At 74.9% G+C, this 20,699-nt stretch carries 23 protein-coding genes; 3 read left to right on the plus strand and 20 right to left on the minus strand.

Features of this window, described 5'->3' with window-relative positions; genetic code table 11:
• Nucleotides 1-101: 101 nt before the first annotated feature.
• The 6 genes from ACI792_RS02235 to ACI792_RS02260 all read right to left on the minus strand — a co-directional run bounded on the left by ACI792_RS02235 (nucleotide 102) and on the right by ACI792_RS02260 (nucleotide 5,303).
• Nucleotides 102-455: a histone-like nucleoid-structuring protein Lsr2 gene (locus ACI792_RS02235; protein WP_456579549.1), complete on the minus strand. Its 354-nt coding sequence runs from the start codon at nucleotides 453-455 to the stop codon at nucleotides 102-104.
• A 143-nt stretch (nucleotides 456-598) separates the two neighbouring features.
• Nucleotides 599-2,119 carry a lysine--tRNA ligase gene (lysS, locus tag ACI792_RS02240; RefSeq protein ID WP_456601127.1) on the minus strand — a complete coding sequence of 507 codons (1,521 nt, stop codon included), beginning with the start codon at nucleotides 2,117-2,119 and terminating at the stop codon, nucleotides 599-601.
• 11 nt (nucleotides 2,120-2,130) lie between these two features.
• Nucleotides 2,131-2,937, minus strand: coding sequence for a type III pantothenate kinase (locus ACI792_RS02245; protein ID WP_456579551.1), 807 nt, complete (start codon nucleotides 2,935-2,937; stop codon nucleotides 2,131-2,133).
• A gap of 118 nt (nucleotides 2,938-3,055) precedes the next feature.
• Nucleotides 3,056-3,490 (minus strand): aspartate 1-decarboxylase, encoded by a 435-nt coding sequence (gene panD, locus ACI792_RS02250; protein WP_456601128.1) that lies wholly within the window; start codon nucleotides 3,488-3,490, stop codon nucleotides 3,056-3,058.
• Complete coding sequence (panC, locus tag ACI792_RS02255) at nucleotides 3,487-4,341, minus strand: pantoate--beta-alanine ligase (protein WP_456601129.1); 855 nt, start codon at nucleotides 4,339-4,341, stop codon at nucleotides 3,487-3,489. Before panC ends, panD begins: the two co-directional genes overlap by 4 nt.
• Complete coding sequence (locus tag ACI792_RS02260) at nucleotides 4,338-5,303, minus strand: Rossmann-like and DUF2520 domain-containing protein (protein ID WP_456601130.1); 966 nt, start codon at nucleotides 5,301-5,303, stop codon at nucleotides 4,338-4,340. Before ACI792_RS02260 ends, panC begins: the two co-directional genes overlap by 4 nt.
• Before the next feature lie 286 nt (nucleotides 5,304-5,589).
• On the opposite strand from ACI792_RS02260, the gene ACI792_RS02265 reads away from it, so the two are divergent.
• Entirely contained in the window at nucleotides 5,590-6,342 is a 753-nt protein-coding gene (locus tag ACI792_RS02265; RefSeq protein WP_456601131.1) for an SDR family oxidoreductase, read from the plus strand.
• A gap of 3 nt (nucleotides 6,343-6,345) precedes the next feature.
• On the opposite strand, the gene ACI792_RS02270 is transcribed toward ACI792_RS02265, so the two are convergent.
• Nucleotides 6,346-7,779 carry a DUF6779 domain-containing protein gene (locus ACI792_RS02270; RefSeq protein ID WP_456601132.1) on the minus strand — a complete coding sequence of 478 codons (1,434 nt, stop codon included), beginning with the start codon at nucleotides 7,777-7,779 and terminating at the stop codon, nucleotides 6,346-6,348.
• 84 nt (nucleotides 7,780-7,863) lie between these two features.
• Here ACI792_RS02270 and ACI792_RS02275 point away from each other — a divergent pair, with 84 nt between their 5' ends.
• Nucleotides 7,864-8,469, plus strand: coding sequence for a DUF1684 domain-containing protein (locus ACI792_RS02275; protein ID WP_456601133.1), 606 nt, complete (start codon nucleotides 7,864-7,866; stop codon nucleotides 8,467-8,469).
• Between the two features lie 252 nt (nucleotides 8,470-8,721).
• Here ACI792_RS02275 and ACI792_RS02280 read toward each other — a convergent pair whose 3' ends face one another.
• The 3 genes from ACI792_RS02280 to ACI792_RS02290 all read right to left on the minus strand — a co-directional run bounded on the left by ACI792_RS02280 (nucleotide 8,722) and on the right by ACI792_RS02290 (nucleotide 11,299).
• Nucleotides 8,722-9,723, minus strand: a complete 1,002-nt coding sequence (locus ACI792_RS02280) for a glycine betaine ABC transporter substrate-binding protein (RefSeq protein WP_456601134.1) — start codon at nucleotides 9,721-9,723, stop codon at nucleotides 8,722-8,724.
• Between the two features lie 143 nt (nucleotides 9,724-9,866).
• Nucleotides 9,867-10,619, minus strand: coding sequence for an ABC transporter permease (locus tag ACI792_RS02285; protein ID WP_456601135.1), 753 nt, complete (start codon nucleotides 10,617-10,619; stop codon nucleotides 9,867-9,869).
• Entirely contained in the window at nucleotides 10,598-11,299 is a 702-nt protein-coding gene (locus ACI792_RS02290; RefSeq protein ID WP_456601136.1) for an ABC transporter permease, read from the minus strand. The genes ACI792_RS02285 and ACI792_RS02290 overlap by 22 nt, the downstream gene beginning before the upstream one ends.
• A 26-nt stretch (nucleotides 11,300-11,325) precedes the next feature.
• Between ACI792_RS02290 and ACI792_RS02295 the strand changes: the two genes are divergently transcribed.
• Nucleotides 11,326-12,516, plus strand: a complete 1,191-nt coding sequence (locus ACI792_RS02295; RefSeq protein WP_456601137.1) for an ABC transporter ATP-binding protein — start codon at nucleotides 11,326-11,328, stop codon at nucleotides 12,514-12,516.
• Here ACI792_RS02295 and ACI792_RS02300 read toward each other — a convergent pair.
• The 10 genes from ACI792_RS02300 to tilS form a co-directional block, all read right to left on the minus strand.
• Complete coding sequence (locus tag ACI792_RS02300; protein WP_456601138.1) at nucleotides 12,513-13,064, minus strand: dihydrofolate reductase family protein; 552 nt, start codon at nucleotides 13,062-13,064, stop codon at nucleotides 12,513-12,515. The two genes, ACI792_RS02295 and ACI792_RS02300, sit on opposite strands and share 4 nt — an antisense overlap.
• The gene (locus ACI792_RS02305) at nucleotides 13,058-13,984 is read right to left on the minus strand and encodes a helix-turn-helix domain-containing protein (RefSeq protein WP_456601139.1); all 927 of its coding nucleotides are present in this window, start codon (nucleotides 13,982-13,984) and stop codon (nucleotides 13,058-13,060) included. The genes ACI792_RS02300 and ACI792_RS02305 overlap by 7 nt, the downstream gene beginning before the upstream one ends.
• Before the next feature lie 91 nt (nucleotides 13,985-14,075).
• The gene (locus ACI792_RS02310) at nucleotides 14,076-14,591 is read right to left on the minus strand and encodes a DUF3180 domain-containing protein (RefSeq protein ID WP_456582716.1); all 516 of its coding nucleotides are present in this window, start codon (nucleotides 14,589-14,591) and stop codon (nucleotides 14,076-14,078) included.
• A gap of 7 nt (nucleotides 14,592-14,598) precedes the next feature.
• The gene (folK, locus tag ACI792_RS02315; protein ID WP_456601140.1) at nucleotides 14,599-15,105 is read right to left on the minus strand and encodes a 2-amino-4-hydroxy-6-hydroxymethyldihydropteridine diphosphokinase; all 507 of its coding nucleotides are present in this window, start codon (nucleotides 15,103-15,105) and stop codon (nucleotides 14,599-14,601) included.
• On the minus strand, nucleotides 15,102-15,470 hold the full coding sequence (gene folB / locus ACI792_RS02320) for a dihydroneopterin aldolase (protein WP_456601141.1): 369 nt from the start codon (nucleotides 15,468-15,470) through the stop codon (nucleotides 15,102-15,104). Before folB ends, folK begins: the two co-directional genes overlap by 4 nt.
• The gene (gene folP / locus ACI792_RS02325; protein ID WP_456601142.1) at nucleotides 15,457-16,317 is read right to left on the minus strand and encodes a dihydropteroate synthase; all 861 of its coding nucleotides are present in this window, start codon (nucleotides 16,315-16,317) and stop codon (nucleotides 15,457-15,459) included. The genes folB and folP overlap by 14 nt, the downstream gene beginning before the upstream one ends.
• Nucleotides 16,318-16,330: 13 nt before the next feature.
• Nucleotides 16,331-16,948 carry a GTP cyclohydrolase I FolE gene (gene folE / locus ACI792_RS02330; protein ID WP_456601143.1) on the minus strand — a complete coding sequence of 206 codons (618 nt, stop codon included), beginning with the start codon at nucleotides 16,946-16,948 and terminating at the stop codon, nucleotides 16,331-16,333.
• On the minus strand, nucleotides 16,945-18,915 hold the full coding sequence (gene ftsH / locus ACI792_RS02335; RefSeq protein WP_456601144.1) for an ATP-dependent zinc metalloprotease FtsH: 1,971 nt from the start codon (nucleotides 18,913-18,915) through the stop codon (nucleotides 16,945-16,947). The genes folE and ftsH overlap by 4 nt, the downstream gene beginning before the upstream one ends.
• Nucleotides 18,916-19,086: 171 nt before the next feature.
• Nucleotides 19,087-19,674 (minus strand): hypoxanthine phosphoribosyltransferase, encoded by a 588-nt coding sequence (gene hpt / locus ACI792_RS02340; RefSeq protein WP_456601145.1) that lies wholly within the window; start codon nucleotides 19,672-19,674, stop codon nucleotides 19,087-19,089.
• The gene (gene tilS, locus ACI792_RS02345; RefSeq protein ID WP_456601146.1) at nucleotides 19,671-20,699 is read right to left on the minus strand and encodes a tRNA lysidine(34) synthetase TilS; all 1,029 of its coding nucleotides are present in this window, start codon (nucleotides 20,697-20,699) and stop codon (nucleotides 19,671-19,673) included. Before tilS ends, hpt begins: the two co-directional genes overlap by 4 nt.

Below are 20,699 nucleotides of genomic sequence, written 5' to 3' on the forward strand. Positions count from 1 at the left end.
CTCGCAGGGACCGGGCGCGAGCCTGCGAGCGCCGGGGGCGAGCAGAAGGACCTCGTCCCTCTCAGCCCTCGCCAGCTCGGGCCGAGCCTCCGGACGAGGCCTTAGTGGGCGGCTTCGTAGGCCTCGACGACGCTGGCCGGGATGCGGCCGCGGTCGCTGACCGCGTGACCGTTCTTGCGGGCCCAGTCGCGGATGGCGCCGGCCTGCTCGCGGTCCATGCGGCCACCGCCACCGGTGGCGCGGGTGCGGCCGCCACCGGAGGAGGAACGGGTTCCGCGACCGACCTTGCGCGCCGCCGAGATGTAGCGGGCGAAAGCGTCGCGCATCTCCTGGGCGTTCTTCTCCGCCAGGTCGATCTCGTAGGACGTGCCGTCCAGAGCGAAGCTGACGGTCTCGTCGGCCGGGAGATTCTCGTCGAGGTCGTCGCTCAGGATGACCTGGACCTTGCGCGCCATTCGTTCCTCGCTTTTCGCAACGGCCCGGAGGCCGGATGGAAATTGCACCCGGCGGGTGCGAGGGCTATTACAGCACGGAGCGGCGGCAATAGGAAATGGCAACCCGATTACTCCTCGAGAGGAGTAATCGGGATACGAACGGATCAGGAACTGAGCGGGCGGACCAATGGGAACAGGATCGTCTCCCGGATGCCGAGACCCGTGAGGGTCATCATCAAGCGGTCCATCCCCATTCCGACCCCGCCGGTGGGCGGCATGCCGTATTCGAGCGCCTCGAGGAAGTCCTCGTCGAGCACCATCGCCTCGGGGTCACCGGCCGCGGCCAGCAGCGCCTGCTGGGTGAAGCGCTCCCGCTGGACGACGGGGTCGACGAGCTCGGAGTAGCCGGTGCCGCGCTCGATGCCGCCGATGTAGAGGTCCCACTTCTCGGCGACCCCCGGATCCGTGCGGTGCGCCCGGGTGAGCGGCGAGGTGTCCACCGGGTAGTCGATGACGAACGTGGGGTCCTGCAGCGAGGGCTGCACCAGCGCCTCGAAGATCTCCTCGACCACCTTGCCGTGGATCCAGGCCGGGTCGATGCCCACCTCGTGCCGCTCGGCCAGCGCGCGCAGCTGCTCGATCGGGGTCTCCGGGGAGACCGGCTCCCCCACCGCCTCGCTCACGAGGTCGAACAGGCGCACCTGACGCCATTCCCCGGACAGGTCGAGCTCGGTGCCGTCGTGGTGGCGGGCGACGTGGTCGCCGAAGAGCGCTTCGCAGCTCTCCTGCACCAGCTCCCGGGTGATGACGGCGATGTCCTGGTAGTCGAGGTAGGCCGCGTAGAACTCCAGCATCGCGAACTCCGGGGAGTGCGAGCTGTCGGCGCCCTCGTTGCGGAAGTTGCGGTTGATCTCGAAGACCCGGTCCAGCCCGCCGACGATGCACCGCTTGAGGAACAGCTCGGGTGCGATGCGCAGGTAGAGGTCGAGGTCGAAGGCGTTCATGTGGGTGCGGAACGGCCGGGCCGCGGCACCCCCGTGCACGGTCTGCAGCATCGGGGTCTCGACCTCGATGAACTCCCGCCGGGCCAGCCCCGCGCGCAGCGTGGACATGACGGTGGCCCGCTGCCGGACGGTGCGTCGGGCCTCGTCGCGCACGATCAGGTCGACGTAGCGGCGGCGGACCCGCAGCTCCTCGCTCATCGGCTTGTGCGCCACGGGGAGCGGGCGCAGGGACTTGGCGGTCAGCTGCCAGGAGTCGGCGAAGACGGAGAGCTCCCCGCGGCGCGACGTGCCGACCTCGCCCTCGACGAAGACGTGGTCGCCCAGGTCGACGTCGGACTTCCAGGCGGCCAGCGCCTCCTCGCCCACGCGATCGCGGGAGAGCATCACCTGCAGCTCGGCATCGCCCTCGCGCAGCGTGGCGAAGCAGAGCTTGCCGGTGTTGCGGTAGAAGATCACGCGGCCGGTGACGCCGACCCGCTCGCCGGTCATCGTGTCCGGCTCCATGTCCGGGTGGCCGGCGCGGACCGCGGCGAGCGTGGTGGTGCGGGGCACGCGCACCGGGTAGGGGTCGACCCCCGAGTCGCGGAGCCGGTCGAGCTTGGCCCGGCGCACCCGCATCTGCTCCGGCAGCTCCTCGCCGCCGTCGTCGCCGCCCGTCCCGTTCGGTCCCACGTCCGTCACGGGGGCTCAGCCTACGGTGCGGCCGGCCGCCGCTCGGCGGCCTGCTGCCGCTGGAAGGCCAGCCGCAGGCCGTGCACGGTCAGGTCGGGCTCGCGCTCCCCGATCGTGCGGCAGCTGTCGACCAGCAGCGGCGCCAGCCCCCCGGTGGCGACGACGACCGGCGCGGTGCCGAACTGCGCGACGAGCTCCGCGGAGATCCGGCCCACCAGCCCGTCGACGAGGCCGGCGAACCCGAGCACCAGCCCGGACTGGAGGGCGGCGACGGTGTTCTTCCCGATGGCGTGCGGCGGGCAGCTGAGCTCGACCGACCGCAGCTGGGCCGCCCGGCTGGCCAGCGCGTCCCGGCTGACCTCCACCCCGGGCGCGAGCGCGCCGCCGAGGAACTGACCCTCCGGGCCGACGGCGTCGACGTTGGTGGAGGTCCCGAAGTCGACGACGACCACGGGGCGACGGCCGCCGTCCGGGGCGCGGCCGAACAGCTCCGCGGCCGCCAGGGCGGTGACCACGCGGTCCGCGCCGACCTCCCGGGGGTTGTCCACGTGCAGCGGGACGCCGGTGCGCACGCCGGGCCCGATGAGCACCACCGGCACCTCGAGGGAGTCCAGCAGCTGGCGCAGCGCCGGCAGCTGCGCGGGCACCGTGGAGCAGGCGGCGACGCCGGTCACCTCGGTGTCGCGCAGCAGGCCGCGCCACAGCATGCGCAGCTCGTCGGCGGTGGCGCGGGGCGCGGTCGTCACGCGCCAGGAACCGACCCGCCGGTCGCCGTCGAAGGTGGCGAGGACCGTCTGGCTGTTGCCGACGTCGACGGTCAGCAGCACCGCGTCACCGGATCGGCAGAAGGACCCCGTCGCCCCCCGCCGCTCGGACGCTCGCGGCGGGCCCCTGTGACGAGGCCGCCCGGCTCGCAGGCTCGCGGGGGAACCCGGGGCGGGGCCATCACTCGGCGCCGTCGGGCGCGGCCGCGAACGGGCTCCTCCGGTGGTCGGTGGCCCCGGGCACGGGGGCTGACGGGTCCCCGCCGAGCTCGACGACGCGGTTGGCGCCGTCGACGTGCACGACCGTCGGGATGCAGCTCTTGGCCTCGGTCTCGTCCATCAGCCCGTAGCTGATGAGGATCACCATGTCGCCGGGGTGCACGAGGTGGGCGGCGGCGCCGTTGATGCCGATGACGCCGCTGCCCCGCTCGCCGGGGATGACGTAGGTCTCCAGGCGGGCGCCGTTGGTGATGTCGACGATCGCGACCTGCTCACCGGGGAGCAGGTCGGCGGCGTCGAGGAGGTCCTCGTCGACGGTCACCGAGCCCACGTAGTGCAGGTCGGCCTGGGTGACCGTGGCGCGGTGGATCTTGGACTTGAGCATCGTGCGCATCATCGGGGGCCTCCCAGTCGGACTGCCGTGTTGTCGAGGAGTCGGGTGCTGCCGGCGCGGGCCGCGACCAGCAACCGGGCGGGGCCGGTGTCCGGCGCCGGTCCCAGGTCGGTATCGGTCAGCTCCAGGTAGTCCTGGACCAGGTCGGGCTCCTCGGCCAGGACGGCGCGGGCGGCGGCGAGAACGGCCTCGGCCCCGTGCGGGCCCGCGTCGGCCCCGGCACGCAGTGCCCGGTGCAACGTCCCGGCCCGGGACCGCTGTACCGGCGAGAGGTAGCGGTTGCGGCTGGAGAGCGCCAGGCCGTCGTCCTCCCGGACGGTCGGGACGCCGACCACCTCGACGCCCAGCGCCAACTCCCGGGCCATGGCCCGGATGAGCGTCAACTGCTGGTAGTCCTTCTCGCCGAAGAGCGCCAGGTCGGGCCGCACCAGCCCGAAGAGCTTGGCGACGACGGTGAGCACGCCGGCGAAGTGGCCCGGCCGCACGGCGCCCTCGAGCACCGACCCCAGGGGGCCCGGGTCCACGGTCACCCCGGCCGCACCCGGCGGGTAGACCTCCTCGACCGGCGGGTGGAGGACGACGTCGGCGCCCTCCTCCGCCAGCGCGGCGAGGTCGGCGTCCCAGGTGCGCGGGTAGCGGTCGAAGTCCTCGCCGGGCCCGAACTGCGTCGGGTTCACGAACACCGAGACGACGACGCTGCCGGCCCGCTCCCGGGCCGCGCGGACCAGGGTCCGGTGCCCCTCGTGCAGCGCTCCCATGGTCGGCACGAGGGCGACCGGACCGGGCAGGGCGGCGACCAGCCGGCGCAGCTCGGCGGCGGACTCGGCGACGACGGGGCGGGTACCGACGCTCACCGGGACCCCGCGACGTCGTCGTGCCGCGCGGCGCCGAGCACGTCGAGCACCGGCGCGGCGTCGTGGGCGCGCAGCCGGCCGGCGGCGACGGCCCGCTCGGCGGTCCGCTGCGCCATGGCGACGTAGGCCGCGACCGCGCCGGGGGCCCGCTCGCCGAGGGTCTGCAGGTGGCGGGCGACGGTGCCGGCGTCGCCGCGGCTGACCGGGCCGGTGAGCCCGCGGTCACCCCGGCGCAGGCCGTTGTCCAGCGCGGCGGTGAGCAGCGGGCCGAGCACGCGCCCCGGCTCGGCCACCCCGGCGGTGCGCAGCAGCTCGGCGGCCTCGGCGACGAGGGTGACCAGGTGGTTGGCCCCGGTGACCAGTGCCGCGTGGTAGAGCGGGCGGTCGGCCTCGGCGACGAAGAACGGCTCGCCGCCCATCTCCAGCACCAGGGTCTCGGCGACCGGGCGGTGCTCGGGACGACTCGTCACGCCGAAGGGCGCGCCGTCGAGCCGGTCGGCGTCCTCGGGGGCGCCGGTGAAGGTCATGGCGGGGTGCAGGGCGAGCGCGAGCACCCCGGCCTGCTCGGCGGGGGCGAGCACGGCGAGCCCGTGGGCCCCGGAGGTGTGCAGCAGGAGCTGGCCGGCGCGCCAGGCGCCGGTCTCGGCGAGCCCCGACACGAGCCCGGCGAGGGTGTCGTCGGGGACGGCGAGGACCACGAGGTCGGCGGCGTCGACCACCGCGTCGGCCGGCAGCAGGGGGACGCCGGGCAGCAGCCGGGCGGCCCGCTCGGCGGAGGCGGCGGAGAGGCCCGAGGCGGCGACGACGTCGTGGCCGGCCGCGGCGAGGGCGGCACCCAGGACGGCACCGACGCGACCGGCGCCGATGACACCCACGCGGAGGCGGGCGGGCGCGTCGGACGGGCGGGCGTGCGTGCGGGCCGGGCCCAGCAGCGCGCGGACGGTCCTGCGGGCAGCAGGCATCGGTGCACCTCTCGTTCCAGTCCCTCGCGGGTACCGGACGTCGGGAGCGATCCGGTGGGGATCGCGGTGGTCGAGCGGGTGGTGCGGGTCGGAGCTCCGGCCGGCGTCCGCTGCAACCGTTCCGTGTCACGCGGGCGACCTGCCGATGGCGAGTGTGTGACGCCCGCGCGGCCCTCGCAACGCCTGGTCGCTGTGTGCTGGCTCACGTCCGGGCGGCGCACCCGGCGGCGAGCCGGCGAGGGCGCCGCCCTACCGTGACGGCCGGCACATCGGCGAGGGAGGCAGCGTGCACACGTTCGAGGGAAAGACCGCACTGGTGACCGGCGGCAGCCGCGGCATCGGCCTGGGCATCGCCCGGAGCCTGGTCGAGCGCGGCGCCCGGGTGGTGCTCACCGCCCGGAAGCCCGATGCGCTGGCCGAGGCGGTGGAGGCGCTGGGCGGGCCGGAGGTCGCGGTGTCGGTGGCCGGCAACGCCGGCGACCCGGAGCACCGCGCGACCGCGGTGCGCACGGCGGTCGAGACGTTCGGCAGCCTCGACGTGCTGGTGGGCAACGTCGGCATCAACCCCGCCTACGGGCCGCTCATGGACCTCGACCTCGACGCGTGCCGCAAGATCCTCGACACCAACGTCGTGGCCTCCCTCGGCCTCGTGCAGGAGGCCTGGCGGGCCTGGATGGCCGAGCACGGCGGCTCGGTGCTCTTCGTGGCCTCGGTGGCGGGGCTGCGCTCGTCGCAGGAGATCGGCGCCTACGGGGTGAGCAAGGCCGCGCTCATCAACCTGACGACGCAGCTGGCGGTGGAGCTGGCGCCCAAGGTGCGGGTGAACGCCGTCGCCCCCGCCGTGGTGAAGACCCGCTTCGCCGGCGCCCTCTTCGAGGGCCGGGAGGCCGAGGCCGCCGCCGTCTACCCGATGGCGCGCCTGGGCACGCCCGAGGACATCGGCGAGGCCGCCGCCTACCTGCTGGGCGACGGCGCGGGGTGGGTCACCGGCCAGACGCTGGTGCTCGACGGGGGCGGGCTGTCGCGCGGTCCCCGCTAGGGGTCAGCGGCCGAGGACCCGGGCCAGGACGTCGTCGCTGTCGCCGTCCTCCCGGTACCGCCGCCGACGGCGGCCGCCCGCGGTGGGGCTGACGCCGTTCTCGGCGAGGATCTGCTCGATGCGGATCGGGGCGTCCGGGCGGTCCTGCTCCGGCGGGGCCGCCCAGGTCGGCGGCACCGCGGGCTGCGCGGTGGTGGGGGGGAACTCGGCGGGCGGCTTCTCCCCGTCGTCGGTGCGCCGGCGGCGCGGGGCGTCCTCGCTGCGAGGCGGCGCCGGCGGGTCGAGGAGCGACCGCGCGGCCAGCCACTCCACGGGGGACGGCGGCGGGGTGGCCGGTGGGGCCGGGGGCAGCGTGGACGAGGGCGTCACCACCGGCGAGTGGACGGTGACCGGCGGGGCCGGGCGCTCGCCGACGGCAGGCGCCCCGGACCCGAGGGAAGGGTCGCCGTGGTGGGCCGCGGCGCGCTCGTGCCGGCCGAACCCCGAGGGCGCCGGCGCCGGCGCGGGGGCGACCGGGCGGGCCGGCACGGGAGGCGCGGGCGGGCGCAGCGGCGGCGGGGGCGGCGCGGCCGCGCGGACCGGCGGCGGGACGGGTCCGACGGTCGGAGCCGGCGGGACGGGCGGGGCAGTCGGAGCCGGCGGCGGGACGGCCGACCAGGTGCTGGTGCGCACCTGCTCGAACTGCTGGGTGGGGCGCGGCTCGTCCAGCCGGATCGCCGGCCAGCCGCCGGTGAGCTCGCGCGGCGGGGCGTCGTCGCTCCAGGTCGCGGCCTCCAGCGTGCGCGCCGACCCGTCGAGCCGGCTGGCCTGGGTTCGCATCACGATCCGCTCGACGAGCATCTCGCTGGACAGCTGCTCGGCGAGCTCGGCCCGGAGCCGCCCCATGTCCTCGCGGAGCGCGCCCAGCTGCCCGAGCTCGGTTCGCAGGCCGGCGAGCGCGGCGACGTCGTCGCGGAGGGCGGCCACGCGGGCGACCTCGTCGCGGAGCTCGCCGAGCGCGGCGATCTCCCCGCGCATGCCGGCCACCCGGGCGACCTCGTCGCGGAGACCGGTCAGCGAGGAGATCTCCCCGCGCAGCGCGTCGAGCTCGTCGCGCATCGACTCCTCGGCCTCGCGGCGGAGCTCGTTCTCCAGCTCCAGCTCGTGCTCGCGGCGGGCGGCGACCTCGCGCTCCAGCTCCGTCTCGTAGGCGCGGCGCAGGTCGGCCTCGCGTGCGGCGGCCCGCACCCGGTCGGTGTCGCGCCGTCCGGCGGCGAAGGTGGCCAGCACGAAGGCCCAGGCCACGGCCACGACGGCGACCCGAAGCAGTTGGGCGTTGTCGGTGAGGAAGACCGCGAGCGTGGCGCCGACGGCGAGCACGAAACCGCCGGTCTGGAGCAGCGTGCGGGAGCCGGCGAGGGCGGGGCCGCGGGCGGCGTCGTCCTCGCGGCGGGGCATGGCACACAGCGTAGCGACGAGTGGCGCTCACGGGGAGGAAGCGACCCCGTGCCCACAGTGGTCCCAGGTGCCACAGTTCTCCGGGTGACCCTCTCGCTGCTCGACTGGCGCCGCCGCGTGGCCGCGCTGCACGCCGCCGTCCGGGACACCGCCGACCCCGAGCAGGGCTGGTGGCGGTGGCGGGAGGGCCGGGACGAGCTCTTCGCCGACCACCCCCAGTCCCCGCTGGACGCCTCCGGGCGAGCCGCCTTCCGCGGCCTGCCGGTGGCGCCCTACCGGCCGGAGCTCCGATTCACGCCGGTGCTCCAACCGGCGGCGCCGCTGCGGCTGGAGGTCCCCACGGCCGCAGACGGCGTCGTCCCGCTGGACCGGATCGGGGCGGTGGACCTGCCCGGGGTCGGCCGGCTCGACGTCTGGTGGGTGGCGCTCTACGGCGGCGGGGTCTTCCTGCCGCTGCGCGACGGCAGCGCGGGCGGCACCACCTACGGCGGCGGGCGCTACCTGCTCGACACGGTGAAGGGCGCCGACCTGGGGGGCGACGGCGAGCGGCTGGTGGTGGACCTCAACTTCGCCTACCACCCGTCCTGCGCCTACGACCCGCGCTGGTCGTGCCCGCTGGCCCCCGAGGGGAACCGGGTCCCCACGACCGTGGCCGCCGGGGAGCAACTGCCCCCCGGCGGCTGGTACTGAGCTGCTGGAACGGCCCCCGTGCAGGGTCCCGCCGCGAGCCCGTGACGTGCTGGAACGGCCCCCGTGCAGGGGTCCCGCCGCGAGCCCGTGACGTGCTGGAACGGCCCCCGTGCAGGGGTCCCGCCGCGAGCCCGTGACGTGCTGGAACGGCCCCCCTGCAGGGTCCCGCCGCGAGCCCGTGACGTGCTGGAACGGCCCCCGTGCAGGAGTCCCGCCGCGAGCGTGCGAGCGGTGGGGGGCACGGGGGTCCTTCTACTGCTGGGCCAGCGCGCCGTCGGAGCTGAAGACCAGGCCGATGGAGACCTCACCCTGCTGGATCGCGGCCTTGGTCAGCGGCCCGCCGGTGTCCAGCTCGCGGAAGCTGTCGAACTCCAGGCCGTAGGTCTCCTCCAGCCCGGGCTGGCAGAACGGGCGGGTCGGGCACTCGGTCGGCCCACCCAGGACCAGCGAGCCGTCGTCGCAGGCCTCGGCAAGCTCCGAGAGGGTGGTGACCCCCAGCTCGTCGGCGAACGCCTGGGTGACCGCGAACGCGTTCTGGTCCGCGGCCTCCGACGGCTCGCCGAACACGAGGCCGGCCTCGGTCGCGAGCGGCTCCAGGGCGGCGACGGTCGCCTCGACGTCGCCGCTGGCCACCTGCGTGGCGTCGTCGCCCTCGAGGAACTCGGTGACGGTGGCCAGGTACTCGGGGAAGACCTGGATCTCGCCGTTGCGCAGCGCCTGGAGGTACAGCTCCCGGTTGCCGGCCTCCCGGACGGAGGCGTCGAACCCGGCTGCGGTGAGGACGTCGGCGTAGATCGTGGCGAGCACGGTCGACTCGGTGAAGTTGCCGGCCCCGACGACGATCGGGCCGCTGCCCTGCTCCAGGGCGCCGGTGTCGACGTTCTCCTCGACCCAGGCGGCGGCGACGTCGTCCGCGCTCTGCCGCTGCACGTCGACGGCGGCGTTCATCTCGATGAGCTCGTCGGTGGTGAGCTCGGCGGAGACCGCGTTCAGCGCCGGCAGCAGCGCCGGGTTCGCCTCGGCCGCCGCGGCGTTGACCGCCGGGATGATGTTGTCGGCGTTCTGCAGGGCCTGGTCGTCCTCGAGGACGACGAGCTGGTCGCCGGCGATCGGGGCGCAGGCGTCGCCGGAGGCGGCCCCGGTCGCGCCGGCGTCACCCCCGCCGCCGGTGCCGGAGGAGCCCGACTCCCCGCAGGCCGCGGTGAGCGCGACCGCGAGGGCGAGCGGGCCGATGATCCTGGTGCGTGCGCGCATGGTTGGACGCCCCGCCTTCTGTGTCCCGTGCCGGACCGGCACGCGTGTCTGGCGGGAGGATTCCCGCGGAGCCCATCGAACCGTCCCGTTGTGCACGACGCAATCGGGTTGCCGCCGCCGGGGCGTTCGTTACCGACGCGTGATCAGGACGGGACGCCGACCCCGGTGAGCTCCGGTTCGCCGCGCACGGTCCGCTGCCGACCGGGGACGGTCAGCCACCGCCGCGGACCGGGCCGCACCGCCCAGGTGAACGCCACGAGCACCACTTCGGTGAGCAGCGCCAGCGCCGCGATGAGGATCGCGCCGGCGATGATCAGCCCGTAGTCCTGCTGGCCGAAGCCGAGGTTCACCACCCGGCCCAGGCCACCCCCGCCGACGAGGGCGGCGAGCCCGGCGGTCGCCACCACCTGCACGGCGGCGGTGCGGACGCCGGTCATCACCAGCGGCAGCGCCAGCGGCAGGTCGACCCGGCGCAGCACCTGGCCGCGGGTCATGCCCATGGCGCGGGCCGCCTCGCGCACGTCGCCGTCCACCCCCCGGAAGCCCACGTAGGTGTTGGTGAGGATCGGCGGGAAGGCGAAGACCGCGAGGGCGATGGTGGTGGCCCGGTTGCCGAAGCCGATCGGGCTGACCGCGAAGAGGGTGAGCAGCGCGAGCGTCGGCACGGCCCGGCTCACGTTCGAGAGGACGACGACCGCGCCCCCGCCGCGCCCGCTGGTGCCCAGGGCGATGCCCAGCGGGAGCGCGAGGAGCAGCGCGGCGAGGACGGCGATCGCGGAGACCGCCAGGTGCTCGACCAGGAGGTCCAGCAACCCGCCGGGGCGGGTCCAGTTGAACGGGTCGTTGAGGTACACGACCGCGTCGCCGAAGCCGGTCACGACCGCGCCCTCGCCCACGGGCTGAGCAGCCGTTCGGCGCCGGCGAGCAGGAGGTCGGCGAGGAGCGCCAGCAGCACGCAGCCGACCGCGCCGGTGACGATCTCGGCCCGGTAGAAGTTCGCGTTGAACCCGCCGAAGATCAGCTGCCCGAGCCCGCCGTGCCCGACCAGCACGCCCACCGTGGTGAGCGCGACCGTGGAGACGGTGGCGATCCGCAGGCCGGCCATGAACGCCGGCAGCGCCAGCGGCAGGTCGATCTGCCAGAACAGCCGGAACCGGCCGTAGCCCATCCCCTGCGCGGCCTCGCGCACGTCACCGGGCACGCCCTGGAGGCCGGTGAGGAAGTTGCGCACCAGGATCACCAGCGAGTACACGACCAGCCCGACCAGCACCGTCGTCGCCGTCAGCCCGGTGAACGGGAAGATCAGGGCGAACATCGCCAGCGACGGGATCGTGTAGACGATCGAGGAGAACCCCAGCACCGGGCCGGCCAGCCACCGGACGCGGCGGGCGACCAGCGCCAGCGGCAGTGCGAGCAGGGCCCCGATGACGACGGCGGCGACGGTCAGCCGCACGTGCTCGCCCAGGTACCGCAGAATGGTGTCCCAGTTCTCGACGACATAGGTTGCGTCGAACCAGGGATTCGGCGCCGCGTCCACGGCCAGGACCGCGGACGTCCCCGATTCCGCGCTCAGCACCGGGCGCACCCCAGGAGGACCACGCCGTGGACGCTACTGCGCACACTCCCCCGTCCGCGAGCGCGTCCGGCGAGGCGGTGGAGATCCGGCTGGAGGGCGTCAGCAAGGTGTTCGACGACGGCACCGTGGGGGTGGCCGAGCTCGACCTCACCTTCGCCGCGGGCGAGCTGACGGTGCTCGTCGGCCCCTCCGGCTGCGGCAAGACCACGACGATGAAGATGATCAACCGGATCATCGAGCCCACGTCCGGCCGCATCGTCATCGGCGACGAGGACGTCACCCGAGCCGACCCCGTGGAGCTGCGCCGGCGCATCGGCTACGTGATCCAGAGCGTGGGGCTCTTCCCCCACCAGACGATCCGCGCGAACGTCGGCACCGTGCCCCGCCTGCTGGGCTGGGGCCGGGAGGAGACGCGGGCGCGGGTCGACGAGCTCCTGACCACGGTCGGCCTGGACCCGGCCGTGCACGGCGACCGCTACCCGGGCCAGCTCTCCGGCGGGCAGCGCCAGCGGGCGGGGGTGGCCCGCGCGCTGGCGGCCGACCCGCCGGTGCTGCTCATGGACGAGCCGTTCTCCGCCGTCGACCCGGTCGTGCGCGAGCGGCTGCAGGCGGAGTTCCTGCGGCTGCAGGCCACGGTGCGCAAGACGATCGTGTTCGTCACCCACGACATCGAGGAGGCCGTGCGCATCGGCGACCGGATCGCCGTCATGAGCCAGGGCGGCCGGGTCGAGCAGTTCGCCTCCCCCGCGGAACTGCTGGGCAGGCCGGTCAACGACTTCGTGGCCGACTTCGTCGGCGCCGACCGGGGCCTCAAGCGGCTGGCCGTCACGGGGATCGACGCCGAGGACCTGGAGCACCCGCCGGTGCTGCACGCCGACGACGGCCTGGCCGACGCGCGGTCGGCGCTGCAGCGCTCCGGTGCGCGCTGGGCCGTGGTGCTCGACGACGCCGACCGCCTGCACGGCTGGCTCTCGCCGGACCGGACGGCGGGCTCGGGGACGGTGGGCTCCGCGGCCCGCCGCATGGAGGCCTGGGTGCCCCGTGAGGCGTCGCTGAAGACGGCGTTCGCCACGATGCTGCAGCACGAGGCGGGCTGGGTGGCCGTGCTCGACGGCGACCAGTTCCTCGGCGTCCTCACTCCCGAGTCGCTGCACTCGGCCCTGCGCCGATCGGTCGAGGGGCGGGTGCCCGAGACCGCCGGCGCCAGCTCGGCCTAGCCGGCCCGGTCCTCCAGGAGCGGCCCGGTCACCCGGTAGCGGGCGCTGACGAACGCTCCGTTGGCGGCGGCCTCGACCAGCTCCAGGTCCAGCCGCCGCGGGAGCAGCGGCCGCCCCGCGCCGAGCGTCACCGGCGCGATGGAGACGACGACCTCGTCGAGCAGCCCGGCCTCGGCGAACTGGCCGGCCAGGTCACCGCCGCCGACGAGCCAGAGGTCCTTCGCCCCCGCCGCCGCGGTCATCGCCTCGTGCACCGCGCGGACGTCGCCCGAGGCGAACCGGACGTCGCCTTCCGCGGCGGGGAGCTCCCGGCTGGTCATCACCCACGTCGGCAGCGTGAAGGGCCACCCGTTGCCGGCGGCGGCCTCGTGGTCGAGGACCCACTGGTAGGTCGTGCGTCCCATGACGAGGGCACCGACGCCGGCCATGAACTCGTCGAACCCGAAGCCCGGGACGTCGCCCTGCTTCTGGCGGAAGAGCCACTCCAGGGAGTCGTCGGGGTCGGCGATGAAGCCGTCGAGGGTGGTGGCGGTGTGGTAGGTCAGCACGGGGTTCCTCCGGGGATCTCGCCGCGTCGCGCGCGGAGCCATTCGATGGGGTCGCCGTCGTCGACGGGGTGGCCCGCCCCCCGCAGCAGGTGCCGGACCAGCTGGCGGCGGGAGGCCGAGTAGGTGAGCACGTGGGCGACGACGCTGCTCAGGACGAAGCTCTCGGGCGGCTCGCAGAGCGCGTCGACCAGCCGGTCGTCCCAGCCGCCGCGCCGGTCGATGTCGCGCACCGTGGCCAGCCAGCGCGGGGCCACCGCGTCGTGCCGGTCCAGCAGTGCGGCGGGGTCCGGGTCCGCGGCCCGCGAGGGCAGGTCGCGACCCTCGATCGAGGCCAGCCAGATCTCCAGGGTGTGCACCTGGTGGTCGAGGAGGACCTGCACCGACTCCTCCGGGCCGTCCCACGGCAGGAGGACGAGCCCGGGCAGCCGCGGGGCGCGGAACTCCTCGTCGGAGAGGCCCTTCGCGACCTCGATGAGGTACCGGGTGTCGTCGAGGCCGTGCGCCACCAACTGCTCGGTGAGCGGGTTCATGGCGTGCTCCGTGCTCTGCACCCACAGGGAGGTGGGCGGGTGGAAGTGGATGCCGTTGGGCGCCGGCAGCCAGTGGCCGGAGCCGGCGTCCACCGCGCTCGGCGGCCGACCGTAGGCACGGGCGAAGGCCCGGCTGAACCCCTCCACCGACTCGTACCCGGCCGCCCACGCGGCGTCGGTGACGCTGCTGCCCTGCTGCAGCTGCCAGGCCGCGCGCTCCAGCATCACCCGCCGCCGCATCGCCACGGGCGCCTCGCCGGCGTCCCGGGAGAGGGTGCGGGTGAGGTGGAAGGGCGAGGCGTAGGCGTCGCCGGCCATCTCGGCGAGGGTGTGGTTCTCCTCGTCCAGCACCGCGTCGAGGAGCTCTCGGAGCCGGTCCCGTCCCGTCATGCGTACAGGGTGCTGCGCCGGGCGCCCCCGGTGCTTGACCGTTCTTGCGCGGATCCGGGCCAGGTGTACCGGGCCACGACGTTGGTGACAGCTAGGCGCTGACCCCGGGGGCCGGCTCGTCGTCGGTCGAGCCGGGCGGCACCCGGCAGGCGGACTCGAGCCACAGCGCCGCGGCGACCAGCGCGAGGGAGGCCAGCAGGCCCAGCAGCGCGGTGACCGTGTCGTTCCCTGCCGCCTGCAGCCGGCCCACGGCGGGGCCGGTGTAGGCGAGGACGCCCAGCCAGACCCCGGTGACGACGGCGCCCACGTAGGCGCTGGCCTGGGCCAGCACCGCGAGCCGCGCGACCAGCATCGGCTCGACCGGGCGGACGCCCGCGGCGTCGCGCCCGGTGGGGCCCCGCCCGGCCCGCGCCTCGCGCAGCGCCCGAAGCCGGGTCGTCAGCACCCGCGCCCCCAGGGCCTCGCCGAGGGCCAGGACCGCCAGCGGTGCGGGCAGCCACCAGCGCAGCGGCGGCAGCTCGCCGTACCAGGCGCGCACCAGCAGCCACGCGGCCACGGTGAGCCCGAGGGCGAGGACGACGAGGTCGCGACGGCGGACGGGGGTCACAGGGCGCCTAGCGGAGGTGGTCCCAGCGCACGACCGCCGCCACGTCGGCGGGGTCGAGCGCGGCCACCAGGTCGGCGACCCGGCCGCGGCCGGGGAGCTGGGCGGTCGGGTCGAGGGTCGCCCACGGCACCAGCACGAACGCGCGCTCGTGCGCCCGCGGGTGAGGCAGGGTCAGCGCGGGGTCGTCGGAGAGCACGGGCGCGCCGTCGTCGCCGGTCACGGTGACCACGTCGACGTCGAGGGTGCGGGCACCCCACCGCACCTCGCGGGTCCGGCCGGCCGCCTCCTCGAGCTCCCGGGCCCGCGCGAGCCAGCCCCGGGCGTCCCGATCGCCGCGGACGACGGCGACGGCGTTCAGGTAGGGCGGCTGCTCGACCGGGCCCCACGGCGGGGTCTCGTACAGCGTGGAGCGGGCGACGAGCACGCCGTCGTCCTTCAGCGCGGTGATCGCGGCGCGGAGCGCACCGGCGCGATCGCCGAGGTTGGCGCCCAGGGAGAGGACGGCCCGGCTCATGCGCGCTCGCGCCGGATGGTCACCGTCACGTCGTCGAACGGCACCCCGAGCTCGGCCTCCGGCTTGTGCACCGTGATCTCGACGGCGTCGACGAGCTCGTCGGCGAGGCAGACGTCGGCCAGCCGCTGGGCGAGCGTCTCGAGCAGGTGCACCGGCTCGCCGGTGACCACGCGGTGCAGCCGCTGGGCGATGTCGGCGTAGTTCACCGTGCGCGCCAGGTCGTCGTCGGCCGCGGCCGCGGAGGTGTCGAGCTCCAGGACGGCGTCGACGCGGAACACCTGCCCCCGCTCGCGCTCGAAGGCGTAGACGCCGTGGTGGGCGTGGGCGCGGACGCCGCGGACGGCGATGCGGTCAGGGGTGGCCACGGCCGGCTCCTCTCGCCGCGCGGACCGCGGCCACGGTTCGGACGGCGTCCACCGAGGCGCCGGCGTCGTGGACGCGCACGCCCCACGCACCGGCCTCCGCGGCGAGCACCGTGGTCGCCAGGGTCGCGGCGTCGCGCTCCTCGGCGGGACGGGGCCGGCCGTCGGACGCGGCGAGCAGCCGACCCAGGAATGTCTTCCGGGAGGCGCCGACGAGCACGGGCAGCCCCACGGCGACGAGCCGGTCGAGCCCGGCCAGCAGGGCCCAGTTGTGCTCGGCGCGCTTGGCGAAGCCCAGGCCCGGGTCGATCACCAGCTGGTCAGGTCGCACGCCTGCGGCGACGACGTCCTCCACCCGGGCGGTGAGCTCCGCGCAGACCTCGGTGACGACGTCGCCGTACTGCGCGGCCGCGTACATCTCCCGGCTGTGACCCCGCCAGTGCATGAGCACCCACGGCACCCCGGCGTCGGCGACCAGGTCGGCCATGTTCTTGTCGGCCAGCCCGCCGCTGACGTCGTTGACCAGCACCGCCCCGGCGGCCAGCGCGGCCTCGGCCACCTCGGCGCGGGTGGTGTCGACGCTGGTGCGCACGCCCTCGGCGGAGAGCTCGCGGATCACCGGGAGCACGCGGCGGCACTCCTCGTCGGCGTCCACCCGGTCGGCGCCCGGGCGGGTGGACTCACCGCCGACGTCGACGTAGTCCGCGCCCGCGGCGTGCATCGCCAGACCGTGCGCGATGGCGGTGTCCGGGTCGGCGAAACAGCCGCCGTCGGAGAAGGAGTCCGGCGTGACGTTCAGGACGCCCATCACCAGGCAGCGGCCCGGTCGCGGCAGCGCGGCGTCGGTCATCGACGGGCCCCGCTCACCGGCCGAGGACGAGGCCCATCGCCTCGCTGCGGGTCGCCGCGTTGTCGCGGAAGATGCCGCGGACCGCGGAGGTGACCGTCGAGGAGCCCGGCTTGCGGATGCCGCGCATGGCCATGCACAGGTGCTCGGCCTGGACGACGACCAGCACGCCGCGTGGCTTGAGCACGTCGTCGAGGGCGTCGGCGATCTGGCGGGTCATCCGCTCCTGCACCTGGGGGCGGCGGGCGTAGACCTCGACCAGCCGGGCGAGCTTGGAGAGCCCGGTGACACGGCCGTCCTCGCCGGGGATGTAGGCGACGTGCGCCATCCCGTGGAAGGGCACGAGGTGGTGCTCGCAGGTCGAGTACATCGGGATGTCCTTGACCAGCACGAGCTCGTCGTGGTCTTCCTCGAACGTCGTCGCGAGGATGTCGTACGGGTCCTGCCAGAGCCCGGCGAAGGTCTCCGCGTAGGCCCGCGCGACCCGCGCGGGGGTCTCCTGCAACCCCGGCCGGTCGGGGTCCTCGCCCACCGCGATGAGCAGCTCGCGGACCGCCGCGGCCGCCCGCTCCTGGTCGACCCCGGGAGCCGGTGCCAGCAGCAGGTCCTCGGGTTCGGCCGGGATCTCGCTCACCTCTGGACCGGGGCCCCGACGTCGCCGACCGGAGTCGTGTCGTGCCCCGACCCGTTCTGCCCGGCCCGCTCCGCCGGCGTGAGCACCGGCGGCTGGTTGGACGGAGTTCGCTTGCCGAAGCCGTTGTAGGGGGCGAGCGCCGGCCGCTTGGCGACCGGCGCGCAGATGCGCGCCATGTCGTCCTTGGACAGCGTCTCCTTCTCCATCAGCTCCAGCACCAGCTGGTCGAGGACGTGCCGGTACTCGACCAGGATCTCCCACGCCTCGTCGTGCGCGGCCTCGATGAGCGCGCGGATCTCCGCGTCGATGTCGGCGGCGACGGCTTCGGAGTAGTCGGGGCGGGAACCCATGTCCCGGCCGAGGAACGGCTCGGAGTCGCTGCTGCCGTACTTCACCGCACCCAGCTTGGCGCTCATGCCGTACTGGGTGACCATCGCGCGGGCCATGGAGGTGGCCTTCTCGATGTCGTTGCCGGCACCGGTGGTCGGCTCGTGGAAGACGAGCTCCTCGGCCGCCCGCCCGCCGAGGGCGTAGGCGAGGGTGTCGATCATCTCCGACCGGGTCTGGGTGTACTTGTCCTCGGTCGGCAGCACGAGGGTGTGCCCCAGCGAGCGCCCGCGCGGAAGGATCGTCACCTTGTGCACCGGGTCCAGGTTGGGCAGCGCGTGCGCCACCAGGGCGTGCCCGCCCTCGTGGTAGGCGGTGACCTTCTTCTCCTTCTCGCTCATCGCCCGCGTCTTGCGCTCGGGGCCGGCGATGACGCGGTCGATCGCCTCCTCGAGGGTGGCGTCGGTGATGAGCGAGCCGTTGTTGCGGGCGGTGAGCAGCGCGCCCTCGTTGAGCACGTTGGCGAGGTCGGCGCCGGTGAAGCCCGGCGTGCGGCGCGCCACGGTCTCGAGGTCGACGTCAGGCGCGAGCGGCTTGCCCTTGGCGTGCACCTCGAGGATCCGCTTGCGGCCCTCCAGGTCGGGGCGGTCGACGGCGATCTGCCGGTCGAAGCGGCCCGGGCGCAGGAGCGCGGGGTCCAGGACGTCGGGCCGGTTGGTGGCGGCGATCAGGATGACCCCGCCCTTGACGTCGAAGCCGTCCATCTCGACGAGCATCTGGTTCAGCGTCTGCTCGCGCTCGTCGTGGCCGCCGCCCATGCCGGCGCCGCGCTGACGACCGACGGCGTCGATCTCGTCGATGAAGATGATCGCCGGGGAGTTCTCCTTGGCCTGGTTGAACAGGTCGCGGACCCGGCTGGCGCCGACGCCGACGAACATCTCGACGAAGTCCGACCCGGAGATGGAGAAGAACGGCACGCCGGCCTCGCCGGCGACGGCGCGGGCCAGCAGGGTCTTGCCGGTGCCGGGCGGGCCGAACAGCAGCACACCCTTGGGGATCTTCGCGCCGACGGCCTGGAACTTGACCGGGTTGGCGAGGAAGTCCTTGATCTCGTGCAGCTCCTCGATCGCCTCGTCCGCGCCGGCGACGTCGGAGAACGTCGTCTTCGGCATGTCCTTGGTGATCTGCTTGGCCTTGGACTTGCCGAAGGCCATGACGCCGCGGCCGCCGCCCTGCATCGAGTTGAACAGCCAGAAGAGCAGCAGGAGCAGGATCAGGAAGGGCAGGAAGCTGACCAGCAGGCTCACCAGGAGGCTGTCCTGGGTGACGTTGGTGTCGAACTCCTCGGCCTCCTGGGCGCGCAGGAGGTCGACGATGTCGCCCTCGACCGCCACCGGGTAGGACGTCGTCACCTCGGTGCTGCCCTCGACCTCGTCGGCGAGGTCCAGGTCGAGGGTCTGCTCCTTGGTGTTGAGCGTGGCCGACTCGACGTTGCCGGTCTCGATCTGCTCGAGGGCCGTCGAGGTGGTGATCTCCTGCCTGCTGCCCTCGCCGCTGAACAGCGACGAGACGGTCAGGGCCAGCAGGATGACCAGGACGACCCAGAACCACACCGAGCGGAAGATCTTCTTACGTTCCATACACCGATGCCGGGCGCCCGTGGGCGCCCGTCGACCCTCCTGATCGTCCCGGGGACGCCGCCAAACGGCCCGGGCAGGGACCCCGGCGCTCGGGCAGCGTCGTCGGGATCGACGGTACACCGGTGGACCTGGGGATCTCCTGCGTGCGAGCTGGGAGCTCCGGCGCTTCCCTCAGGAGGAGTAGACCTCCGGCTTGAGCGTGGCGATGTAGGGCAGGTCGCGGTACCGCTCGGCGTAGTCCAGGCCGTACCCGACGACGAACTCGTTGGCGATGTCGAAGCCGATGTACTTGACCGGGACGTCGACCTTGACCGCGTCGGGCTTGCGCAGCAGGGCGCAGACCTCGAGCGACGCCGGCGCCCGGCCGCCGAGGTTCTTCAGCAGCCAGGACAGCGTCAGCCCGGAGTCGATGATGTCCTCGAGCACCAGGACGTGCCTGCCGGTGATGTCGCGGTCGAGGTCCTTGAGGATGCGCACGACGCCGGAGGAGCTGGTGGAGGACCCGTACGAGGAGACCGCCATGAACTCCATCTGGGTGGGCAGCTGCAGCGCGCGGGCGAAGTCGCTCATGAACAGCACCGCGCCCTTGAGCACACCGACGAGCAGGACCTCCCGGCCGGCGTAGTCAGCGGCGACCGCGGCGGCGAGCTCGGCGATCTTGCCGCGGATCTCGTCCTCGCTGAGCAGGACGTGGTCGATGTCCGGGCCGTAGCCGTGGTCGGGACCGAGTGCGCCGGGGATGCTGGCAGGCTCCGTCACGGAGTGTGCTCCTCGTGGGGTGCGGGTCCGGAAGTGCTCCGCCGGTGCTCCGGCGGCAGCAGCACCAGAGTGCCAGACGCCCGGACGACGCCCGCGCCGCCGGGTAGGTCGACCACCCCCTGCCCCCGCCAGCGGGTGACCAGGCTCTCGACCGCGCTCAGGTGGACCGCCTGCAGGTCGGGGACGCCGGCGCCGCGCAGCCAGCCGCGCAGCACCCGCCGGCGGAGCGCGGCCGGCAGCGACCCGAGCGGCCGGGCGGGCAGCCCGCCGTCCCCGGCTTCCGCGGCCAGTCGCGCCAGCTCGGCGGCCGCCAGGTCGTCGAGGGCGTCGAGGTCCTCCCGCAGCAGCCGGGCGGTGCGGGCCAGCGCCGGGGCGACGCCGCCCCCGAGGACCTCCTCCAGCAGCGGCAGGGCCTCGGTGCGCAGCCGCACCCGGGTGTAGGCGGGGTCGGCGTTCCACGGGTCGTCCCACACGGGCAGGCCCTGGTCGGCGCAGGCCTGGCGGGTGGTGGCCCGGCGCACGCCGAGGAGCGGGCGCCACCAGCCGACGCCGTCGGCGGTGCGCTCGGGCACCATGCCGGCCACCGAGCGGGGGCCCGAGCCACGGCCCAGGCCGAGGAGGACGGTCTCGGCCTGGTCGTCGAGGGTGTGGCCGAGCGCGACGCGGGCGCCGTGCTCCCGCGCCGCGGCGCCCAGCGCGGTGTAGCGGGCGGCGCGGGCGGCGGCCTCCGGGCCACCGCCGGCGCCCACCCGGGCGGCGAGCACGAGGACCGGGTCGAGCCCGAGCCCGCGCAGCACCGCGGCGGTGCCCTCCGCGCGCGCGGCCGAGCCCGGCTGCAGGCCGTGGTCGACGGTGACCCCGCCGACCCGCGCGCCGGCGTGGCGTGCCTCGAAGGCGAGGGCGGCGGCCAGGGCCACCGAGTCCGCTCCCCCGCTGCAGGCGGCGAGCACCGGCCGGTCGTCGGCGTGCAGCCCCTCGCGGACCGCGCGCCGCAGCTCCGCGACCGCGCGGGGTGGCCCGCTCAC

Source organism: Blastococcus sp. SYSU DS0669 (assembly GCF_054050895.1).

Excerpts from the sequence above, each read along its gene's own strand:
- ACI792_RS02235 (WP_456579549.1), bottom strand. The coding sequence starts at position 455 with ATGGCGCGCAAGGTCCAGGTCATCCTGAGCGACGACCTCGACGAGAAT.
- panD (WP_456601128.1), bottom strand. The coding sequence starts at position 3,490 with ATGATGCGCACGATGCTCAAGTCCAAGATCCACCGCGCCACGGTCACC.
- ACI792_RS02260 (WP_456601130.1), bottom strand. The coding sequence starts at position 5,303 with ATGCCTGCTGCCCGCAGGACCGTCCGCGCGCTGCTGGGCCCGGCCCGC.
- ACI792_RS02270 (WP_456601132.1), bottom strand. The coding sequence starts at position 7,779 with ATGCCCCGCCGCGAGGACGACGCCGCCCGCGGCCCCGCCCTCGCCGGC.
- ACI792_RS02280 (WP_456601134.1), bottom strand. The coding sequence starts at position 9,723 with ATGCGCGCACGCACCAGGATCATCGGCCCGCTCGCCCTCGCGGTCGCG.
- ACI792_RS02305 (WP_456601139.1), bottom strand. The coding sequence starts at position 13,984 with ATGACGGGACGGGACCGGCTCCGAGAGCTCCTCGACGCGGTGCTGGAC.
- folK (WP_456601140.1), bottom strand. The coding sequence starts at position 15,105 with ATGAGCCGGGCCGTCCTCTCCCTGGGCGCCAACCTCGGCGATCGCGCC.
- folP (WP_456601142.1), bottom strand. The coding sequence starts at position 16,317 with ATGACCGACGCCGCGCTGCCGCGACCGGGCCGCTGCCTGGTGATGGGC.
- ftsH (WP_456601144.1), bottom strand. The coding sequence starts at position 18,915 with ATGGAACGTAAGAAGATCTTCCGCTCGGTGTGGTTCTGGGTCGTCCTG.